The following is a 15534-nucleotide window of genomic DNA, read 5'->3' as shown; positions in this document are numbered from 1 at the left end:
CAACATAGAATCTTCCCGGGCAGCTGATAGAGAAGGCGTCATCCGGCACGCCAACTACGTTAAGATCGTCAGGAAAAGTTTAGGATCGACTCGTCGCTTCAAGGGGCATCGATGAGATACGCTAGTGTTGAAAATATTGCCATATCAACCACTTGAGGAGGTAATTATGAAGAAGACAATGCTCGGCAAGCTGTTGTTGTCCGGAACGATGCTGACATCGGTCTTATTCGGCTTCACGTCGGCCTCGTCGGCCGCGGATCCCGTCGTCGTGTCGGGCAACCCGATCATTACGAGCATCTTCACGGCGGATCCTTCCGCCCATGTGTGGAGCGACGGCAGAATCTACTTGTATCCGTCGCACGATATTTTCCCGTCCCGTGGCAGCGATCTGATGGACAAATATCACGTCTACTCTTCGGATAACATGGTCGACTGGGTGGACGAGGGAGAGATTCTGAGCGCGGACGACGTGCCGTGGGGACGGCCGGAGGGCGGATTCATGTGGGCGCCGGACGCGGCGTACAAGAACGGGACGTACTACTTCTATTTCCCGCACCCGAGCGACACGAATTGGAACAGCTCATGGAAGATCGGCGTCGCGACGAGCAGCCAGCCCGATTCCGGCTTCACCGTGCAAGGCTATATACCGGGGCTGCCGGGCAGCAACATGATCGATCCGAACGTGTTCCGGGACGACGACGGCACTTACTACCTGTACGCCGGCGGCGGCGGGGTCAGCTACGGGGCGAAGCTCGGGTCCGACATGATGTCGATCGACGGCCCGATCGCGCAGTTCACCGAGCTTCAGGACTATCACGAGGCGCCGTGGGTATTCAAAAAGGACGGCCTGTACTACATGACTTACGCCGACGGCAATCCGGGCGCGAACCGGATGCGGTACGCGACCAGCGCGAATCCGCTCGGCCCGTGGACGAACCGCGGCATTTTGCTGGATCCGGTCGCGGGCAGCGAGACGACGCATGGCTCGGTCGTGGCGTACAAAGGCAATTGGTACTTGTTCTATCATACCGCCAAAGTCTCGAACAACGGCACACTGCGCAACACGAGCGTAGACCGGTTGTATTTCAACGCCGACGGCACGATCCAAAAGGTCGTGCAGACGGAGGACGGCGTCCCGGCGGTCGGACCGCGTTCGACGGCGACGGAGGTCAAGTACTACGATATCGTCAACGCGAACGATAGCGAATACACCCAGAAGACGGACTACGCGATGACCGCGGGCAACGTGACTTTCGGGGGCGGAGCGACGCGGCCGGGCAGCACGATCGAGAATTTGCATCTGTCGGGGGCCTATATTCAACTTGGCGGCATTAACGGAGGCGCGAGCGGAGGCAAGGCGCTATTGACGGTGGAGTATGCGTCGGCCGACGGAGGGCCGGCCTTCAAAGTCGACGCCAGCGGAGATCCTTACGGCGACGGCTATTATCTCGGCATGTCCAATACGGGCGGCTGGGGCAATTATACCGGCGTTGCGAAGCGACTCATCGACCTCAATCCGGGCACGAACAACGTGGTGAAGCTGACCGGGGGCATGGGCGGGGTCAACGTATCTAAAGTCAGCATCTCGCTCAAATCGTATGTCCCGCAGTCGGTGACGGAATATCCGGTGACCGGCAGCAACGTGACTGTAGGAGGCGGGGCGACGAAGAACGGCTCCAGCATCGAGAACATGCACCTTTCGGGCGCGTACTTCCAGGTGTCCGGCGTGAATGGCGGCACGGGTGGCAATGCGCAAGTGACCGTCGTCTACGGCTCCGCGGACGCGCTGTCGACGTTCGGCATGGCGATCGGCGGCAACGCGTATTCGTTGACTTTGCCGGGAACCGGAGGCTGGAGCACTTACACCGGCAGCGTCAGCAAGCAAGTCGTACTCGCCGCCGGGACGAACAACGTCATTCGGTTCAACGGCGGCGCGGGCGGGGCGAACGTGACGAAAGTAATCGTGACGATCAATCCGTAAACGCTCTATCCAAGTGTCAATTGCAAAATCCCTTGCCGAGCAAGGGATTTTTTGAACATATCGCGTTTGCCGAAGGATTCTCGGTTAGAAACGAACGAATACGCTTGCACTGTCGCCCCGCCGCCGAAGTCCCGGTCAGACACAAACTAGCCATTCTGCGCCATCGCGGGGGCATCGAAGTTCTGTTTAGGAACAAACTGGCCCTCTTGCGCCATCGCGCGGTCGTTGAAGTCTCGGTTAGAAACAACCGGGGACGATAAGTGTTGAAAAGCAATTAATCGGCGCGCTGATCGGGGCTGGGGAGGAAATAAGTGTCAAACCGCATTTAATTGGTTCAATACCGGGTCAAAACGTTCGAAAGTGGGAATTTAATTGCGCTTCAACACTTATTTGGCCCAATCATGTCGTGATCAAAGGAAATAAATGCGTTTCAACAGCTATTGCACATAGGCGTCTAGCGCGAGGACGTCAAGCCCGTCAAGCCCGCAGGCCTGGCGTTGTTCGAAGTTAAATATAGCGGCATATCGGCCGATTGGACAAGCCGAAGAGGAGGTTTCTGCAAATCCGCATCCATTTTGCTGAGGCTGAGGCGTTAGAAGGACGCTAAAAAAATCCTAATCTTTCGCGTATGCTGATCGCACACAGGCGTCATTCAATCGCACCTCGCTGGCGGGCGGCTGTGGAGGCGTTGGCGCGGCTGGCTGTGCGTGAAGGCGGTCGCGGGCTGTCCGCCGATCGTGCACGCGCTTGATGCAAGGACCGTCAGGGAGAGCTGCGACCCTCCCTGGCGGTTTTTTATATTATTTTTTCGGACGCAGGACGGAGCTGTACGCCTCCTCTTCAACAACTTAACTTCCTGCATATCAAGCTTAAAAAAACAGCATACTACCTGATTTCGGTCTATGTTAATTTTAAGGCACGGAAATGAAAGCGGTGCTTATTCATCCGAAACCGTTCTTCTACCGACGCTTTTTCAAGATAAAGGGAGGCTCTCATCGCTATGGCAATGAATAAAAAAACGGTCGCATTATCGGTATCGAGCGTTATGGCGCTCTCGCTCGTCTTGTCGGCCTGCGGCGGCAACAATAACGCTTCGAACGGCGGCGCGAATGCTTCTGCATCCTCGTCCTCATCCTCATCCGCTCCGGCAAGCGAAGCGGCGGTAAAAAAAGACGTCACGTTCTCCGTCGGCTACGCCACAGGCGATCCGTCCACGAAGCAGGCGATGGCGGATGCCATAGCAGCGTTCACCAAGGCGAATCCGAACATCAAGATCAAGGATATCTCCGAGGGCGGCTCGATGGCCTACCTCGATTGGCTCAAGACGAAGGAGGCCGTCGGCGAGTTCCCGGATCTGATCGAGATGCGCGACACGCAGCTGTTCGCGGAGGCCGGCAAGATCGCGGAGCTTCCCCAGGAATGGCTGGATCTCATCGCCGACCCGCCCGCGCTGAACGGCAAGCATTATACGGCGCCGATCGCGGGCACAGTCCCGCAGGGCATCATTTACAGCAAAAAAGCGTACGAGAAAGCCGGCGTAACGGCCGAGCCGAAAACCTATGACGAGTTCCTGGCGATTCAGGAGAAGCTGAAGGCGAGCGGCATCACGCCATTGACCTTCGGCGGCAAGGATATCTTCCACTGGGGCTTCTGGGTCAACAAATTTTTCATGGACGACATGTTCGCCGACGATCCTCACTGGAACGCCAAGCGCACCAAAGGCGAAGTCAGCTTCGCGGACGAAGGCCCGATGCGGGCGATGACGGACTTTACCGAGCTGTTCACGAAGGGCTACATCGACAAAGGCTGGGCGAGCACGGCCGACAATCAGACGGCGTCGATGCTCGTAACGGGCAAAGCGGCGCAGCTGTTCTCGGGGCCGTGGATGTTCGCGCAGATCTCCCAGGCCGATCCGAACTTTGAATACAGCTGGTACCCGGTGCCGGACCGTCAAGGCAGAATTGTCGTCAACGGATTGAACAATTTGCAAGGCTGGGCGATCTCGACCGACGCGAGCAAGGATGCGGACAAGCAGGCGGCGATGACGGCTTTCATCAAGTTTTTCTTCTCCAAAGACCAGTACACGAAGTACCTCCAAGCCGTAAACGGCATCCCGACGACGAAGGAGACGATCGCCTACGAGGCTTCGCCGCAGATGAAGCGCGTGCTGGAGGTCATGAACGATCCGAATACGATCAAATCGATGCAGATCAACGCGTTCTGGGGCGAAGACCAGATGCCGACGCAATGGCGGAACTGGTTCTACAAGCTGGCGCAGGAGTGGCTGGTCAATGGCAAGTTCAGCGCGGAGTATATGAAGAAAGCCGATGCGGAATGGGACGCCAACGTCAAGGCGAACGCAGCCGCCAAATAAAACAAAGCGGGTGAAGGCGGGGCGGCCGGTGCAGGCTGCCTCCCTTTAACCGCTGGCTTTAGGAGTGAGAGCGTGGCGAATACGATGGCGAACACAAAAGCGATGCGCGCAGCGGCGCAAAGAGAAGCCAAAAAGAAACGACGGATATCCTATTCGATTATATTCATTTTGCCCGCTTTTATTTTTTACACCGCGTTTGTCATTTATCCGACCTTGAACAGCGTCAATCTTAGCTTCACGAGCTGGGACGGCGTCAGCGATCAGGTTCGTTATATCGGCTTCGATAACTTTAAGGAAATGCTTCATAGCGAGCGCGTCTACAACGCCCTGAAGAACACGTTGATATTATCCGTGTCGCTCGTCGTGCTGGAGAATATCGTTGCGCTGCTGCTCGCGATGCTCGTGGATCAGGTGCGGTGGGCCAAGAGCTTGTTCCGCAGCGTGTTTTACTTCCCCGTGCTGCTGAGCGGCATCGTCATGGGCTTCGTGTGGGCGATTATTTTTAACTTTAACTTCGGCGTCATCTCCCAGCTGCTGGACCGGATCGGGCTGAGCGAATGGAAAATCGATTGGCTCGGCGATCCGAATTATGCCTTGCTCGCGATTATCATCACGACGGTCTGGAAGGGCTCGGGTTACTATATGATCATTTATCTGGCCGGGCTTCAAGGCATTCCGCCCGAGCTGAACGAAGCCGCCGCGATCGACGGGGCGAACCGCGCGCAACGATTCCGCCATATCACGTTCCCGCTGCTGGCCGGCGCGATGACCGTCAGCGTGATGCTGTCCATGATCGGCGCGCTCAAGATTTTCGACCAGATCGCGGTCATGACGGACGGTGGACCGGGCTTCGCGACCGAGACGTTGACGTACATCGTTTACAAGGTCGGCTTCGGCGAACTGCGCCAGGGCTACGGGACGGCGTTGTCGCTCGTGCTGTTCGTCCTGATCCTCGCGATATCCCTGATTCAAGTCAAACTGCTGCGCAGGCGGGAGGTGCAGATGTAGCATGGACAAGGCCAAGCTCCGGATCGATCTCATCGTCGTGGCCGTCGCGCTGCTGCTCGCGGTACTGTTCTTTTTCCCCGTGTACTTCAGCTTGATCTCGGCGTTCAAATCGAACGGGGAAATTTTGCGGAATGCCGTATCGCTCCCTTCGAGCCTGTATTTGGACAGCTTTAAATATTTGCTCACGGAGACGGACTTTCCGAAGGCGATGCTGAACAGCCTGATTCTCACCGTCGCGTCCGTCGTCTGCATGATCGCCTTCATCCCGATGGCCGCCTATGCCATCGAGCGAACCGCCAGGCGGTGGACGAACGGCATCTACGTTTATTTTCTGGCGGGAATGATGATTCCCTTCCAGGTCTACATGATCCCGCTGTTCAAGGAGATGAAGACGCTGGGGCTGTACGGTACGCTGACGGCGCCGATCCTCATCTATATCTCCGGTTCGGTCGGCATGGGCGTGCTGCTTTACACCAGCTTTATTAAAGGAATTCCGGTCGAGATCGAAGAAGCATCGGCGATCGACGGCTGCTCGCGGGCGAGGACGTTCTGGCAGATCGTGTTTCCGCTGCTCGGACCTTGTACCGCCAGCATGGTCGTTCTGCAGGGACTCGGCATTTGGAACGACTTCCTCATGCCGAGCCTGGTTCTCCACTCGGATCGGCGGACGCTGATCGTCGAGATTTTCCGGTTCGTCGGCGAGCTCGCCTCGCGGTGGGATCTGGTGTTCGCAGGCACGACGATGTCCATCGTTCCCGTCCTGATCGCCTTTATCGCGCTGCAAAAGTACTTTGTAAAAAGGAATTGCCGCTGGCGCCACAAAAGGGTAGGCGGCACCCGCCAGCTTGGTTAACGGGAAGGCGCTCGTCCGATGATACAAAATCCGATAATGCGCGCCTTTAATCCCGTAACCCGTGCATAGGCACGGCTTTGGCCGAAGTGTTATGATAGCGGGAAAATGGCATTGCCCGCAACTGCTGACGCGGCAATGATCGGAGGATTCCATCGTTGAACGCTTTGAAGCTTAACCGGCTGCGAAAAAGCATTTTTGCGAAGTTCGCGTTTTCCTTCATTATCGTCGGACTCGTTCCGCTGCTCGCGGTCAGCTTCTTTTCGCTGAATACGTTCGGCAGCTATATGCAACGGTACACCATTAATAATTTTGAGCAAATGGTGATGAACGCCGGCAATAACGTGAATGAGCTCTATACCAAATACAACAATATCTCCAAGCTGATGTACGCCTATGGCCAGCCTGGCGGCGTCGGACAGTTAGCCAAGCGCATCGGGGAAGGCGCGCCCGCGGGGGACAGCCAGATCGCGGCGTCGGTAGACGATCTCCTTCAGACCGTCGTGGCTACGGACGTTCATATTCGCAGCGTCGCCTTCGTTTTTACCGGCGGCGGTTATCAGGATTTGAACCGCGCAGGGAGCCGCATCGACTTTCGTTATGACTTTCCGCCCCCCGCATGGCGGCAGGCGCTTCTCGATCGGCCTAATCGGTTGGCGATGTTTCCGACGCATCATCAGGATTACTACCTGAATTCAGGCACGACGGTATTGACGTTCGCCCGCAATCTGATCGATGTGGCTGGCAGCCCCGGCCTGGACGGCAAAGTCGTGGGAAGCCTCTACGTAGATGTATCCGTCGACGCCTTCGCGGACATCTTTAATCGTCTCACCATCGACAGGCACGACGGGATGTACGTCGTCGATCCGGACGGATGGATCCTTTACAGCAACAAGAACGACCGGATCGGGCAGCGCTTCAGCGCCGCGGATTCAGGCGACTATCGGTATGTGAAGCAGGATATGCCCGACGCCGGCTGGCATGTGATCGGCGAGGTGGACAAGGACGAGCTGTTCCGCAAGATCAACGGCATTAAAAATACGATCGCCGTGGTCATCGCACTCTCGATCGTGGCGCTTGTCCTCGTGGCGATATGGTTTTCCAACAATCTGTCGAACCCGATTCGCGTCATAATCCGTCATATGGCCAAGGTCGAATCCGGCGACTTCGATACGCAGGTGCAGGTCAGGAGTCCCGACGAGATCGGCATGCTCGCCCGGGGCTTCAACAAGATGACGGATCGTCTCAAGAGCTACATCGATAAAGTGTACGTCGCGCAAATCAAGCAGAAGCAGGCGGAGCTGACCGCGCTGAAGAGCCAGATTCGCCCCCACTACCTTTACAACACCCTGGAAGTGATCCGCATGAGCGCCGTGGCCAACGACGACGAAGAAGTCGCCGACATGATCCTGGCCCTTTCCCGTCAGCTGAAGTACGTGCTGGACTATGGCGACGAGACGGTATCCCTCTCCGACGAGAAATCGAATATCGAGCAATACTTTAAATTGATGTCGCTTCGCTACGGCGAGCAGCGGTTGGCGATGGATATACGCATGAGCGGAGACGCGTTGAACTGCCAACTGCCGAAGCTGTCGATTCAGCCGTTGGTCGAAAATGCGATCTATCACGGGATCATGCCGAAGGCAAGCAAAGGGACGATCCGGATCTCCGCCGAGATCGAGGATCAGAGGCTGGTCGTCACCGTCGACGACGATGGGATCGGGATGGGGCCCGAAAAGCTGGAGCGGATCAGAGCGCGACTGGACCGGGATGCCGAGAGCGCGCAGCCGGAGCTGCAGGAGAACGGCGGCATTGGCATCAAAAACGTGCATGACCGGCTCGCCGCGCTGTACGGACCCGAATACGGCGTTCGCATCCATAGTACGCCGAATATCGGGACGTCCGTGCGATTGGATCTTCCTTGCAGAGAGGGGAGGAACGAGCCGTGATTCACGCCGTGCTTGCGGACGACGAGCCGATGATCCTCAGAGGACTGCGCAAGCTAATTCCCTGGGAGGCGCTCGGCATTCAAATTGTAGGCGAAGCCTGGACGGGGCGCGGACTCCTCGAGCTCGTGGAAAAGGAACGGCCGTCGCTGGTCGTGACCGATATCAGCATGCCTGACGGCACGGGGATCGACGTGCTGAAGGAGATCGGGCGTCTTGGCTATGGCGCCAAAGTCATTTTCATAAGCGCCTATCAGGAATTTTCCTACGCGAAGGAAGCGTTGGCGCTGGGCGCCGTCGATTACCTGATCAAGCCCATCGAAAAGGAGCTGCTGCTGTCGGCCGTCACCCGCGCCCTGTCTCTCCTGAAAGAAGAATCCGAAGAACGCCAAACCAAAAGTAAGCTGGCCCAGTACGAGCAAATGGATCGCAAAACGAAACTTGAAGAGCTGTTCGACCGCCTGATCGAAGGCGATATTCGGATCGAGGAGGCGGAGGAGAAGCTGCGGCTGTTCGGGCACCGCTTTACTTATCCGCGCTTTAGCGTCATGCTGCTCGAACCCGAGCCGCAAAAGACGGACATTCGCTGGGGCGAGCATGAGCGGCGTCTGCTGCTCTTCGCGATCGGCAATATGACGGAGGAAGTGGTCGCGCGAGAGGCCGCGATCGTGCTGTTCAGAAAAGGCGATCGGCTCTGCGTCGTGATTAATCATAGGCAAGCCGCGTCCGTTAAGGCGCTTGCTTCGGAAGTTGTCGTGCATGCGGCGGGCTTTCTAAAGATCGCTTTGTCGGCTGGAATCGGAGAAGAACAGTCGGGCGTCGAAGGCATTCGACGCGCCTATCGGACCGCGGCGGAAGCGTTAAACCGGAGCTTTTTCGCCGATGGCGGAGCGGTCGTATGCTGGGCGGAGGAGAACTGGGAGAGCCGGGCGTCCGTCAAGGAGCTGGGCGAAGCGAGAGACCGGGTGCTGCAAGCCGTTCTGAAAAAAAGACCGCGGCCTGCTGCGCGAGACAAGCGAGGCGTTGTTGGAGAAGATCGAGCTCCACGCCGGCGGCGGCAGGGAAAAGGCGGTGCTGGCCGCTTACGGAACGCTTGCGGAATGGGCGGACGGCTTGGCGCAGATCGGCATCGCGGTTCAGGAAGACGAGCTTCAGCGGCATTTGGACAAGCTGCAAAGCTTCGGCAAATACCCGCAATTGAAGGCGTATATGCTTGAAGCCGCGGAAGGCATTTTCCAGCGCCTCGAGACAGGGGGCAGAGAGAGCCGGCAGCTGACGGACGTAAAAGCGTACATCGAGCAGCACTATAAAGCGAATATCACCCTTGAAGGCGCCGCCTCCAAAGTTTTTATGAATCCGTATTACTTTAGCAGCTTTTTCAAAAAGCATACGGGAATGAACTTCAAGCAATATTTGACCGAGGTTCGCATGAAGCAGGCGATCAAGCTGCTCCTCCACACCGATCTGATGATCTATCAGATTGCGGAGGAGGTCGGCTACAACAATGCCAGGCAGTTCAGCGACATGTTTAAGAAGCATAGCGGGAAGCTCCCGCAGGAATTCAGGGCGTCCGGCGACGACAAGCAGCCGTAGAGGCGCTTGAGCGGCCATCTAACGAATGTGAAGAGAAGGAAGGGAAGCCGATATGCTGCAAACCGCAGAGGAGACTTGGCTGCACGACATCGTTGGCAGAGTGACCGCCAAGATGGAATGGGTCAGCGAGAAAACGAAGCACAAGATTCCCTATACGACCGTAAACGGCACCTATGACGACCGCGCCGCGCTTCAGCCGGCGGGCGATCCGGCGGACGGCATCAATTGGTGGACGAACGGCTTTTGGGGCGGCATGATGTGGCTCATGTATCACGAGACCGGCAGCGAAAAGTATAAGGCGATCGCGGCGATCTCGGAGGAGAAGCTGGATCGGTGCTTCGAGATTTTTTACGGACTGCATCACGACGTCGGATTTATGTGGCTGCCGACCAGCGTCGCGAATTATCGCGTGACGAAGAACCCGGAATCGCGCAAGCGGGCCCTGCATGCCGCGAACCTGCTGGCCGGACGCTTCAACCTGGCCGGCGGCTTTATCCGCGCCTGGAACGACATCGAAGGACAGGATACGAGAGGCTGGGCCATCATCGACTGTATGTTCAATATCCCGCTCCTCTACTGGGCCTCCGAAGAGACGGGAGATCCCCGGTACAAGCAAATCGCGATGAAGCATGCGGATACGGTCATGGACATCTTCGTCAGGCCGGACGGGTCGGTGAATCATATCGTGGAATTCGATCCCGAGCGCGGGGGCGTCGTTCGTACGTACGGCGGGCAAGGTTACGAGGAAGGCTCTTCATGGACGAGAGGACAGTCCTGGGGCTTGTACGGATTTATGATGAGTTATATTCATACGCGGAAGGAAGCGTACCTGCAGACGGCCAAACGCATTGCGCACTATTTTATCGCCAATATCCCCGAGCGCGGCGTCATTCCGGTCGACTTCAGACAGCCGCAGGCGCCGCGGCTTGAAGACGATACGGCGGCGGCCATCGCCGCTTGCGGACTGATCGAGCTGGCCAAGGCCGTCGGCGCGAACGAGCGGCGGCTCTATCTGGACGCGGCGGTCAAGCTGCTCAAGGCGGTCGATGCGCGGTGCGACTGGACGGAAGGCTCGGACGCCATCGTGCAATACGGCTCGGCCGCTTATCATTCGAAGGCGCACCATCATCCGATCATTTACGGCGATTATTACTTGATGGAAGCGGTCTTTAAGTTGAAAGGCAATGATTTGTATCTGTGGTAAACGGGCGATAAAGGAGGCAGGCGCATAACGCAAAACGGGAGGAAGCAGCGTATGACTCTGCTTCCTCCCGTTTGCGTCTGTATACGTTCATTTGTACTTTACAAAGACTGGCTTCTCAGCGAAGGCTCATAGAGCTTGGCCCAGTTGCGCTCGATATCCGCGATCAGCTCGTCCGGATCCTCGATGCCGATGTACATGCGTACGCTCGCCAACGCGCTGCCGTCTTCGATATCTTTGGCGGGGGCAGCGCCCACGGTGACGAGACTCTCGTATCCGCCCCAGCTGACGCCGATGCGGAAGTAGTCGAGGTCGGTCGCCCATTGCTTCATGTTCTCCACGCTGTGGCGCGTCACGAACGAGAACAAGCCGCCGTATCCGCTCAGCTGGCGGGCGGCCAGCTCCTTCTGCGGGTAGCCTGCCAGCCCGGGGTGGTTGACGCGCACGACGTCCGGTTTGGCCGCCAGATGCGACGCGATCTTGAATGCGCTGGACTGGTGGCGTTCAAGCCGCAGGGGCAGCGTACGAAGGCCGCGCGTGATGAGGGACGCGGTCTGCGGCGCCATCGCGGCGCCCAGATTCAGGTAGCTGCGATGGCCGATCAAGCCGATCAGCTCGCGGCTGCCAACGACGACGCCGCCGAGACTGTCGCTATGGCCCGAAAAGTATTTGGTGAGCGAGTGCATGACCAGATCTATGCCCATGGAGAGCGGCTTCTGGAAGTACGGCGTCGCCCAAGAATTGTCGATAGCCGTGATGATGCCGTGGGCCTTCGCCAGGCTGGCGAGCGCGGGGAGGTCCTGCATTTCGAACAGGCCAGAAGTCGGGCTCTCCAGGTAGAACAATTTGGTATTCGGACGGATCGCAGCCGCGAAGCCTTCCGTATCTTTGCCGTCGAGGAAGGTGACCTCGACGCCGAAGCGCGCCGACAGGTCCGCGAGCAGCTCGCGGGTCGGTCCGTAGGCCTGATCGACGCAGACGATGTGCTCGCCCGATCCGACCAGCGCGAAGATGACGGCGGAGATGGCGCCCATGCCCGAGGCGAAGCAGCGCGCGCTCTCGCCGCCTTCGAGCCGCGCGATCTTTTCCTCCAGGTACATGACCGTCGGATTGTTGCCTCGCGAATAGACGGAGGCGGCCAATACGTCTTTCATCGCCTCGTCGAACTTCTGGTGCGTCTCGAACGCGAACAGGCTGCTCTGGTAGACCGGCATCGTGATGGCGCCTTGGTGGCGGCTGTCTACCGAATCGTGCGATACTTGCGTGTAAAAATGGTTTTTGTCTCTCTCGCTTGTTGTCATATATACCTACTCCTATCCCGCAAGAAACTGGATCAGCCCTTCTCCGCCCCTTGCGTCAAGCCTTCGACGATATAACGTTGGGCGAAGGCGAACATGACGATCGTCGGAATCACGGAGATGACGGTTCCGGCTGACATGGATCCCCAATCGATATCGAACTTCAATACGAATGAATTCATCCCGACCGGCAAGGTCTTCAGCGAATTCGTATCGATGAACATGACGGCCTGGAACAACTCGTTCCAGTTCTGGACGAAGGCAAAGATAAACGTCGAAGCGATGCCCGGCAGCATGACCGGAATGATGATGCGGAACAGCGACGAGATCCGCGAGCAGCCGTCGATCATCGCGGCTTCCTCGAGACTGGCCGGTATGCGCTGGAAGAAGCCCCTGAGCATGATCGTCGAGAAGGCGATGGAGCCCGTCGTGTACAGCAGGATGAGCGACAGGCGGGTGTTCGTCAGCCCCATGTTCGACATCATCAGGTACAGGGGCGCCAGCGACACGAAGCCCGGCAGCATTTGCGTGAGGAAAAACGCGAGCATGATCTGCTTGTGGCCGCGGAACGTGAATCGCGCCATGACGTACGCGCACAATATCGAGATGACAATGACGGCGACGGCGGATACGATCGACACGATCAAGCTGTTCATGATATACACGTGAAACTTGGACACCGTAAAGATGCGATCGAAATTGCTCAATGAAAAATGACTCGGCCAGTAGGAGATCGGCAGCTTGAAGATGTCGCCCTTCGGCTTGAAAGCCGTGATCACGATCCAGTACAGCGGAAACACCATCACGATCAGGTGCAGCGCCAAATAAACGATTTTTAATCCTTTGAGCGTCGCTTTGGCAGCCATCAGAAGTCACCTACTTTCTCGGACTTCGTCACGAACAGATAGAAGACGGTGTACAGCATCAGAATGACGAGCATGATGACCCCGATCGAGGAAGCGGCGCCATAGTTGCCTGCGAGCAGTCTCTCCATCAAGAGGGAGGACAGGACGTGCGTGCTTCCGGCAGGTCCGCCGTTGGTCATGCCGTAGACGAGCGCCGGATCGTTGAAAATCCAGATGACCCGCAGCAGCGTCGTCGCGATGATGGTCGGCATTATATAAGGCAAGGTGACATTGAAAAATTTGCGGAACGCATTCGCGCCGTCGATATCGGCCGCTTCGTACAGTTCGCCGGGCACCGACTGCAGCGCGGCGAGCAGCATGATCGCGAAGAAGGCGATGCCATACCACACGTTCGCGACAATAACCGAGAACATCGCCCAGCTCGGGTCGGACAGGAAGCCGATTCGATCATGAATGAAGCCTATTCTGAGCAGCAAGTCGTTGATAACCCCGTATTGGGAGTTAAACAACCACTTCCAGATCAGACCGATCAGGAATCCGGACAGCGCCCAGGAATAGAACACGAAGCCCTGATAGACGCCCCTTCCGCGGAACTGCTTTTTCAGCATAAGCGCGAGCGTAAGGCCGATAATGAATTGAAAGATCAGCGAGAAAAATACCCAGTATACGCTGTGTTCGAGCGCAGAGAGGAATTTGCTGTCTTTGAACGCGGCCTCGAAGTTATCCAAGCCTACGAACGCGGTGTTGTTAAGGTTGAACAATTCGTAGTGTTGGAAGGCCATAATCACGCCGCGCAAAAACGGATAAAACGTGAACACCGCAAGCAGCAAAAAAGCGGGGAACAGACTAAGCCAGATAAATGTACGCTGTTTCAATAGAAGTCACCGCCTTTAGATGCAGGGAACATGGCAGACAGCCTGGGCTGTCCGCCATATTCGCTTGTGTTAAACCTATGCGTGGCCGCTAATTATTTAGTCGCGTTGAGTTCTGCCTTGGCATCCACCCAGAACTTGTCCCATTTCGCAAGCGTTTCTTCTACGGTCGCCTTGCCGAGCAGCATTTGCTGGCCGGTCTCCATGGACACCGTGCCGAACTTGCTGTTCGCCGGGTAGTTGAAAGGAGGCTTGTAGTTGACGAACGTCTTGGCGTCTGCCGTCATATCCAGCAGCGTCTTGTACGGACCGTCGTTAAAGTAAGGGTCTTGGGTCGCGGTGCTGTGAATCGGAATCGTGCCGTAGCTCTTGGACCATTCGACATTTTGTTCGTTGGAGCTCAGGAATTCGATCAGCTTCCAAGCCGCTTCCTTCTTGGTGGAGAAGGAAGTAATGCCCCAGCCTGCGCCGCCGGCGCTGATCAATGCCACGCCGCTCGGGCCCGTCGGCATCGGCGCGGTCGCCCAAGTGCCTTCTTCCATGCCTTCCTTCAGCGTGTTGATGACGTCGGGATCCTGCAGCAGGAAGGCCGTCACGCCGGAAGTGAACGCTTGTACCTGCTCGGAGAAGCCCCAGCCGACGGAATCGGCAGGCGAACCTTCCTTGAAGAGCTTCAAGTACAGATCGAGCGCTTGCTTGGCTTCCGGGGAAGAGTAGATCGACTTGCCGTCGTTAAGGAACATCGCGTCGCTTGTATTGACGTTGGCGCCGTTGTAAGCCAGCACCATCGTGTCCGGTACGGAGTTCGCGCCGGAGCCGCCGCGGAACGAGAAGCCGTAACGGTTCTTGGACTTGTCGGTCAGCTTGATCGAGGCGTCGACCAGCTCCTGGTAAGTTTTCGGCACCGCGATGCCTGCGTCCTTCAGCCAATCGGCGCGGTAGAACATTTGACGCTGATACAGGCCGTTGGAAATAAAGTACAGCTTGTCGCCGATGCTGCCGACGTCGAGCGCCGTTTTCGTTACCGTGGAGAACTCGCTCCAGTTTTTCGTATACTCGTTAAGCGGCTCCAGATAGCCGTTGTTGACGAATTCCGCCACATTCAGGTCGCGGGCTTCGACGATGTCGATATCTTCCTTGGCGGACAGCATGGTACGGATTTTATTGTCGGCTTGGTCGAACGGAGGCGAGATCAATTCAACGTCGATATTGGAATTCGCTTTCTTGAACGCGTCGATCATCTTCTGGAGCTCGGCCGTGCGCGTATCGGAAGTTAAGCTTTCGATCATGCGGAGTTTTACTTTTCTCCGCCGGCAGCGTTGCCAGCGGAAGCGCCAGCCGAAGAACCAGCCGAAGCACCCGACGAATTGTTGTTGTCGTTGCCGCCGCAGGCGGATAATACCAGAGCAAGAGCGACAGAAGAAACTGCCAATTTTGAAATCGTTTTCATTCCGTTTTGCGTAAACATTTAATTCCCCTCCTTCTATGGATATCATACCGGCAGGCTAGCTATCTCACTATCTAACTATCAACCTGTATGATAGG

General features: G+C 57.0%; 13 protein-coding genes. 8 read left to right on the top strand and 5 right to left on the bottom strand.

Translation table 11 applies throughout. From position 1 onward, the window contains the following. The first annotated feature begins 166 nt into the window (after positions 1-166). The 8 genes from OMP38_RS10690 (at position 167) to OMP38_RS10655 (ending at position 10956) form a co-directional block, all read left to right on the top strand. Positions 167-1981, top strand: coding sequence for a family 43 glycosylhydrolase (locus tag OMP38_RS10690; protein ID WP_277565052.1), 1815 nt, complete (start codon positions 167-169; stop codon positions 1979-1981). Positions 1982-2981: 1000 nt separating this feature from the next. Then, positions 2982-4355, top strand: a complete 1374-nt coding sequence (locus tag OMP38_RS10685; RefSeq protein ID WP_338130452.1) for an ABC transporter substrate-binding protein — start codon at positions 2982-2984, stop codon at positions 4353-4355. Between the two features lie 102 nt (positions 4356-4457). After that, a complete protein-coding gene (locus OMP38_RS10680) occupies positions 4458-5363 on the top strand; it encodes a carbohydrate ABC transporter permease (RefSeq protein ID WP_420869632.1) in 906 nt (301 codons plus the stop codon). 1 nt (position 5364) lies between these two features. After that, positions 5365-6216 carry a carbohydrate ABC transporter permease gene (locus OMP38_RS10675; RefSeq protein WP_277565050.1) on the top strand — a complete coding sequence of 284 codons (852 nt, stop codon included), beginning with the start codon at positions 5365-5367 and terminating at the stop codon, positions 6214-6216. Between the two features lie 155 nt (positions 6217-6371). Next, a complete protein-coding gene (locus OMP38_RS10670; protein WP_277565049.1) occupies positions 6372-8162 on the top strand; it encodes a cache domain-containing sensor histidine kinase in 1791 nt (596 codons plus the stop codon). Then, the gene (locus OMP38_RS10665; protein WP_277565048.1) at positions 8159-9376 is read left to right on the top strand and encodes a response regulator; all 1218 of its coding nucleotides are present in this window, start codon (positions 8159-8161) and stop codon (positions 9374-9376) included. Before OMP38_RS10670 ends, OMP38_RS10665 begins: the two co-directional genes overlap by 4 nt. Further along, positions 9321-9752: a helix-turn-helix transcriptional regulator gene (locus OMP38_RS10660; protein ID WP_277565047.1), complete on the top strand. Its 432-nt coding sequence runs from the start codon at positions 9321-9323 to the stop codon at positions 9750-9752. The genes OMP38_RS10665 and OMP38_RS10660 overlap by 56 nt, the downstream gene beginning before the upstream one ends. 52 nt (positions 9753-9804) lie before the next feature. Next, entirely contained in the window at positions 9805-10956 is a 1152-nt protein-coding gene (locus tag OMP38_RS10655; RefSeq protein ID WP_277565046.1) for a glycoside hydrolase family 88 protein, read from the top strand. Between the two features lie 98 nt (positions 10957-11054). Here OMP38_RS10655 and OMP38_RS10650 read toward each other — a convergent pair whose 3' ends face one another. The 5 genes from OMP38_RS10650 to OMP38_RS10630 form a co-directional block, all read right to left on the bottom strand. Continuing rightward, a complete protein-coding gene (locus OMP38_RS10650) occupies positions 11055-12254 on the bottom strand; it encodes a trans-sulfuration enzyme family protein (RefSeq protein WP_277565045.1) in 1200 nt (399 codons plus the stop codon). A 32-nt stretch (positions 12255-12286) separates the two neighbouring features. Then, entirely contained in the window at positions 12287-13117 is an 831-nt protein-coding gene (locus OMP38_RS10645) for a carbohydrate ABC transporter permease (protein WP_277565044.1), read from the bottom strand. Then, a complete protein-coding gene (locus OMP38_RS10640; RefSeq protein WP_277565043.1) occupies positions 13117-13992 on the bottom strand; it encodes a carbohydrate ABC transporter permease in 876 nt (291 codons plus the stop codon). Before OMP38_RS10640 ends, OMP38_RS10645 begins: the two co-directional genes overlap by 1 nt. Positions 13993-14084: 92 nt before the next feature. Then, complete coding sequence (locus OMP38_RS10635) at positions 14085-15278, bottom strand: ABC transporter substrate-binding protein (RefSeq protein ID WP_277565042.1); 1194 nt, start codon at positions 15276-15278, stop codon at positions 14085-14087. A gap of 8 nt (positions 15279-15286) precedes the next feature. Then, on the bottom strand, positions 15287-15457 hold the full coding sequence (locus tag OMP38_RS10630) for a hypothetical protein (RefSeq protein WP_277565041.1): 171 nt from the start codon (positions 15455-15457) through the stop codon (positions 15287-15289). Positions 15458-15534: the final 77 nt, after the last annotated feature.

It is taken from the genome of Cohnella ginsengisoli (assembly GCF_029525555.1).
GTDB lineage: Bacteria > Bacillota > Bacilli > Paenibacillales > Paenibacillaceae > Cohnella > Cohnella ginsengisoli.
Note: the sequence above shows the minus strand (reverse complement) of the source record. Positions and strands in the feature narration are given on the sequence as shown.

Excerpts from the sequence above, each read along its gene's own strand:
- OMP38_RS10690 (WP_277565052.1), top strand. The coding sequence starts at position 167 with ATGAAGAAGACAATGCTCGGCAAGCTGTTGTTGTCCGGAACGATGCTG.
- OMP38_RS10685 (WP_338130452.1), top strand. The coding sequence starts at position 2,982 with ATGGCAATGAATAAAAAAACGGTCGCATTATCGGTATCGAGCGTTATG.
- OMP38_RS10680 (WP_420869632.1), top strand. The coding sequence starts at position 4,458 with ATGCGCGCAGCGGCGCAAAGAGAAGCCAAAAAGAAACGACGGATATCC.
- OMP38_RS10675 (WP_277565050.1), top strand. The coding sequence starts at position 5,365 with ATGGACAAGGCCAAGCTCCGGATCGATCTCATCGTCGTGGCCGTCGCG.
- OMP38_RS10655 (WP_277565046.1), top strand. The coding sequence starts at position 9,805 with ATGCTGCAAACCGCAGAGGAGACTTGGCTGCACGACATCGTTGGCAGA.
- OMP38_RS10650 (WP_277565045.1), bottom strand. The coding sequence starts at position 12,254 with ATGACAACAAGCGAGAGAGACAAAAACCATTTTTACACGCAAGTATCG.
- OMP38_RS10645 (WP_277565044.1), bottom strand. The coding sequence starts at position 13,117 with ATGGCTGCCAAAGCGACGCTCAAAGGATTAAAAATCGTTTATTTGGCG.
- OMP38_RS10635 (WP_277565042.1), bottom strand. The coding sequence starts at position 15,278 with ATGATCGAAAGCTTAACTTCCGATACGCGCACGGCCGAGCTCCAGAAG.
- OMP38_RS10630 (WP_277565041.1), bottom strand. The coding sequence starts at position 15,457 with ATGTTTACGCAAAACGGAATGAAAACGATTTCAAAATTGGCAGTTTCT.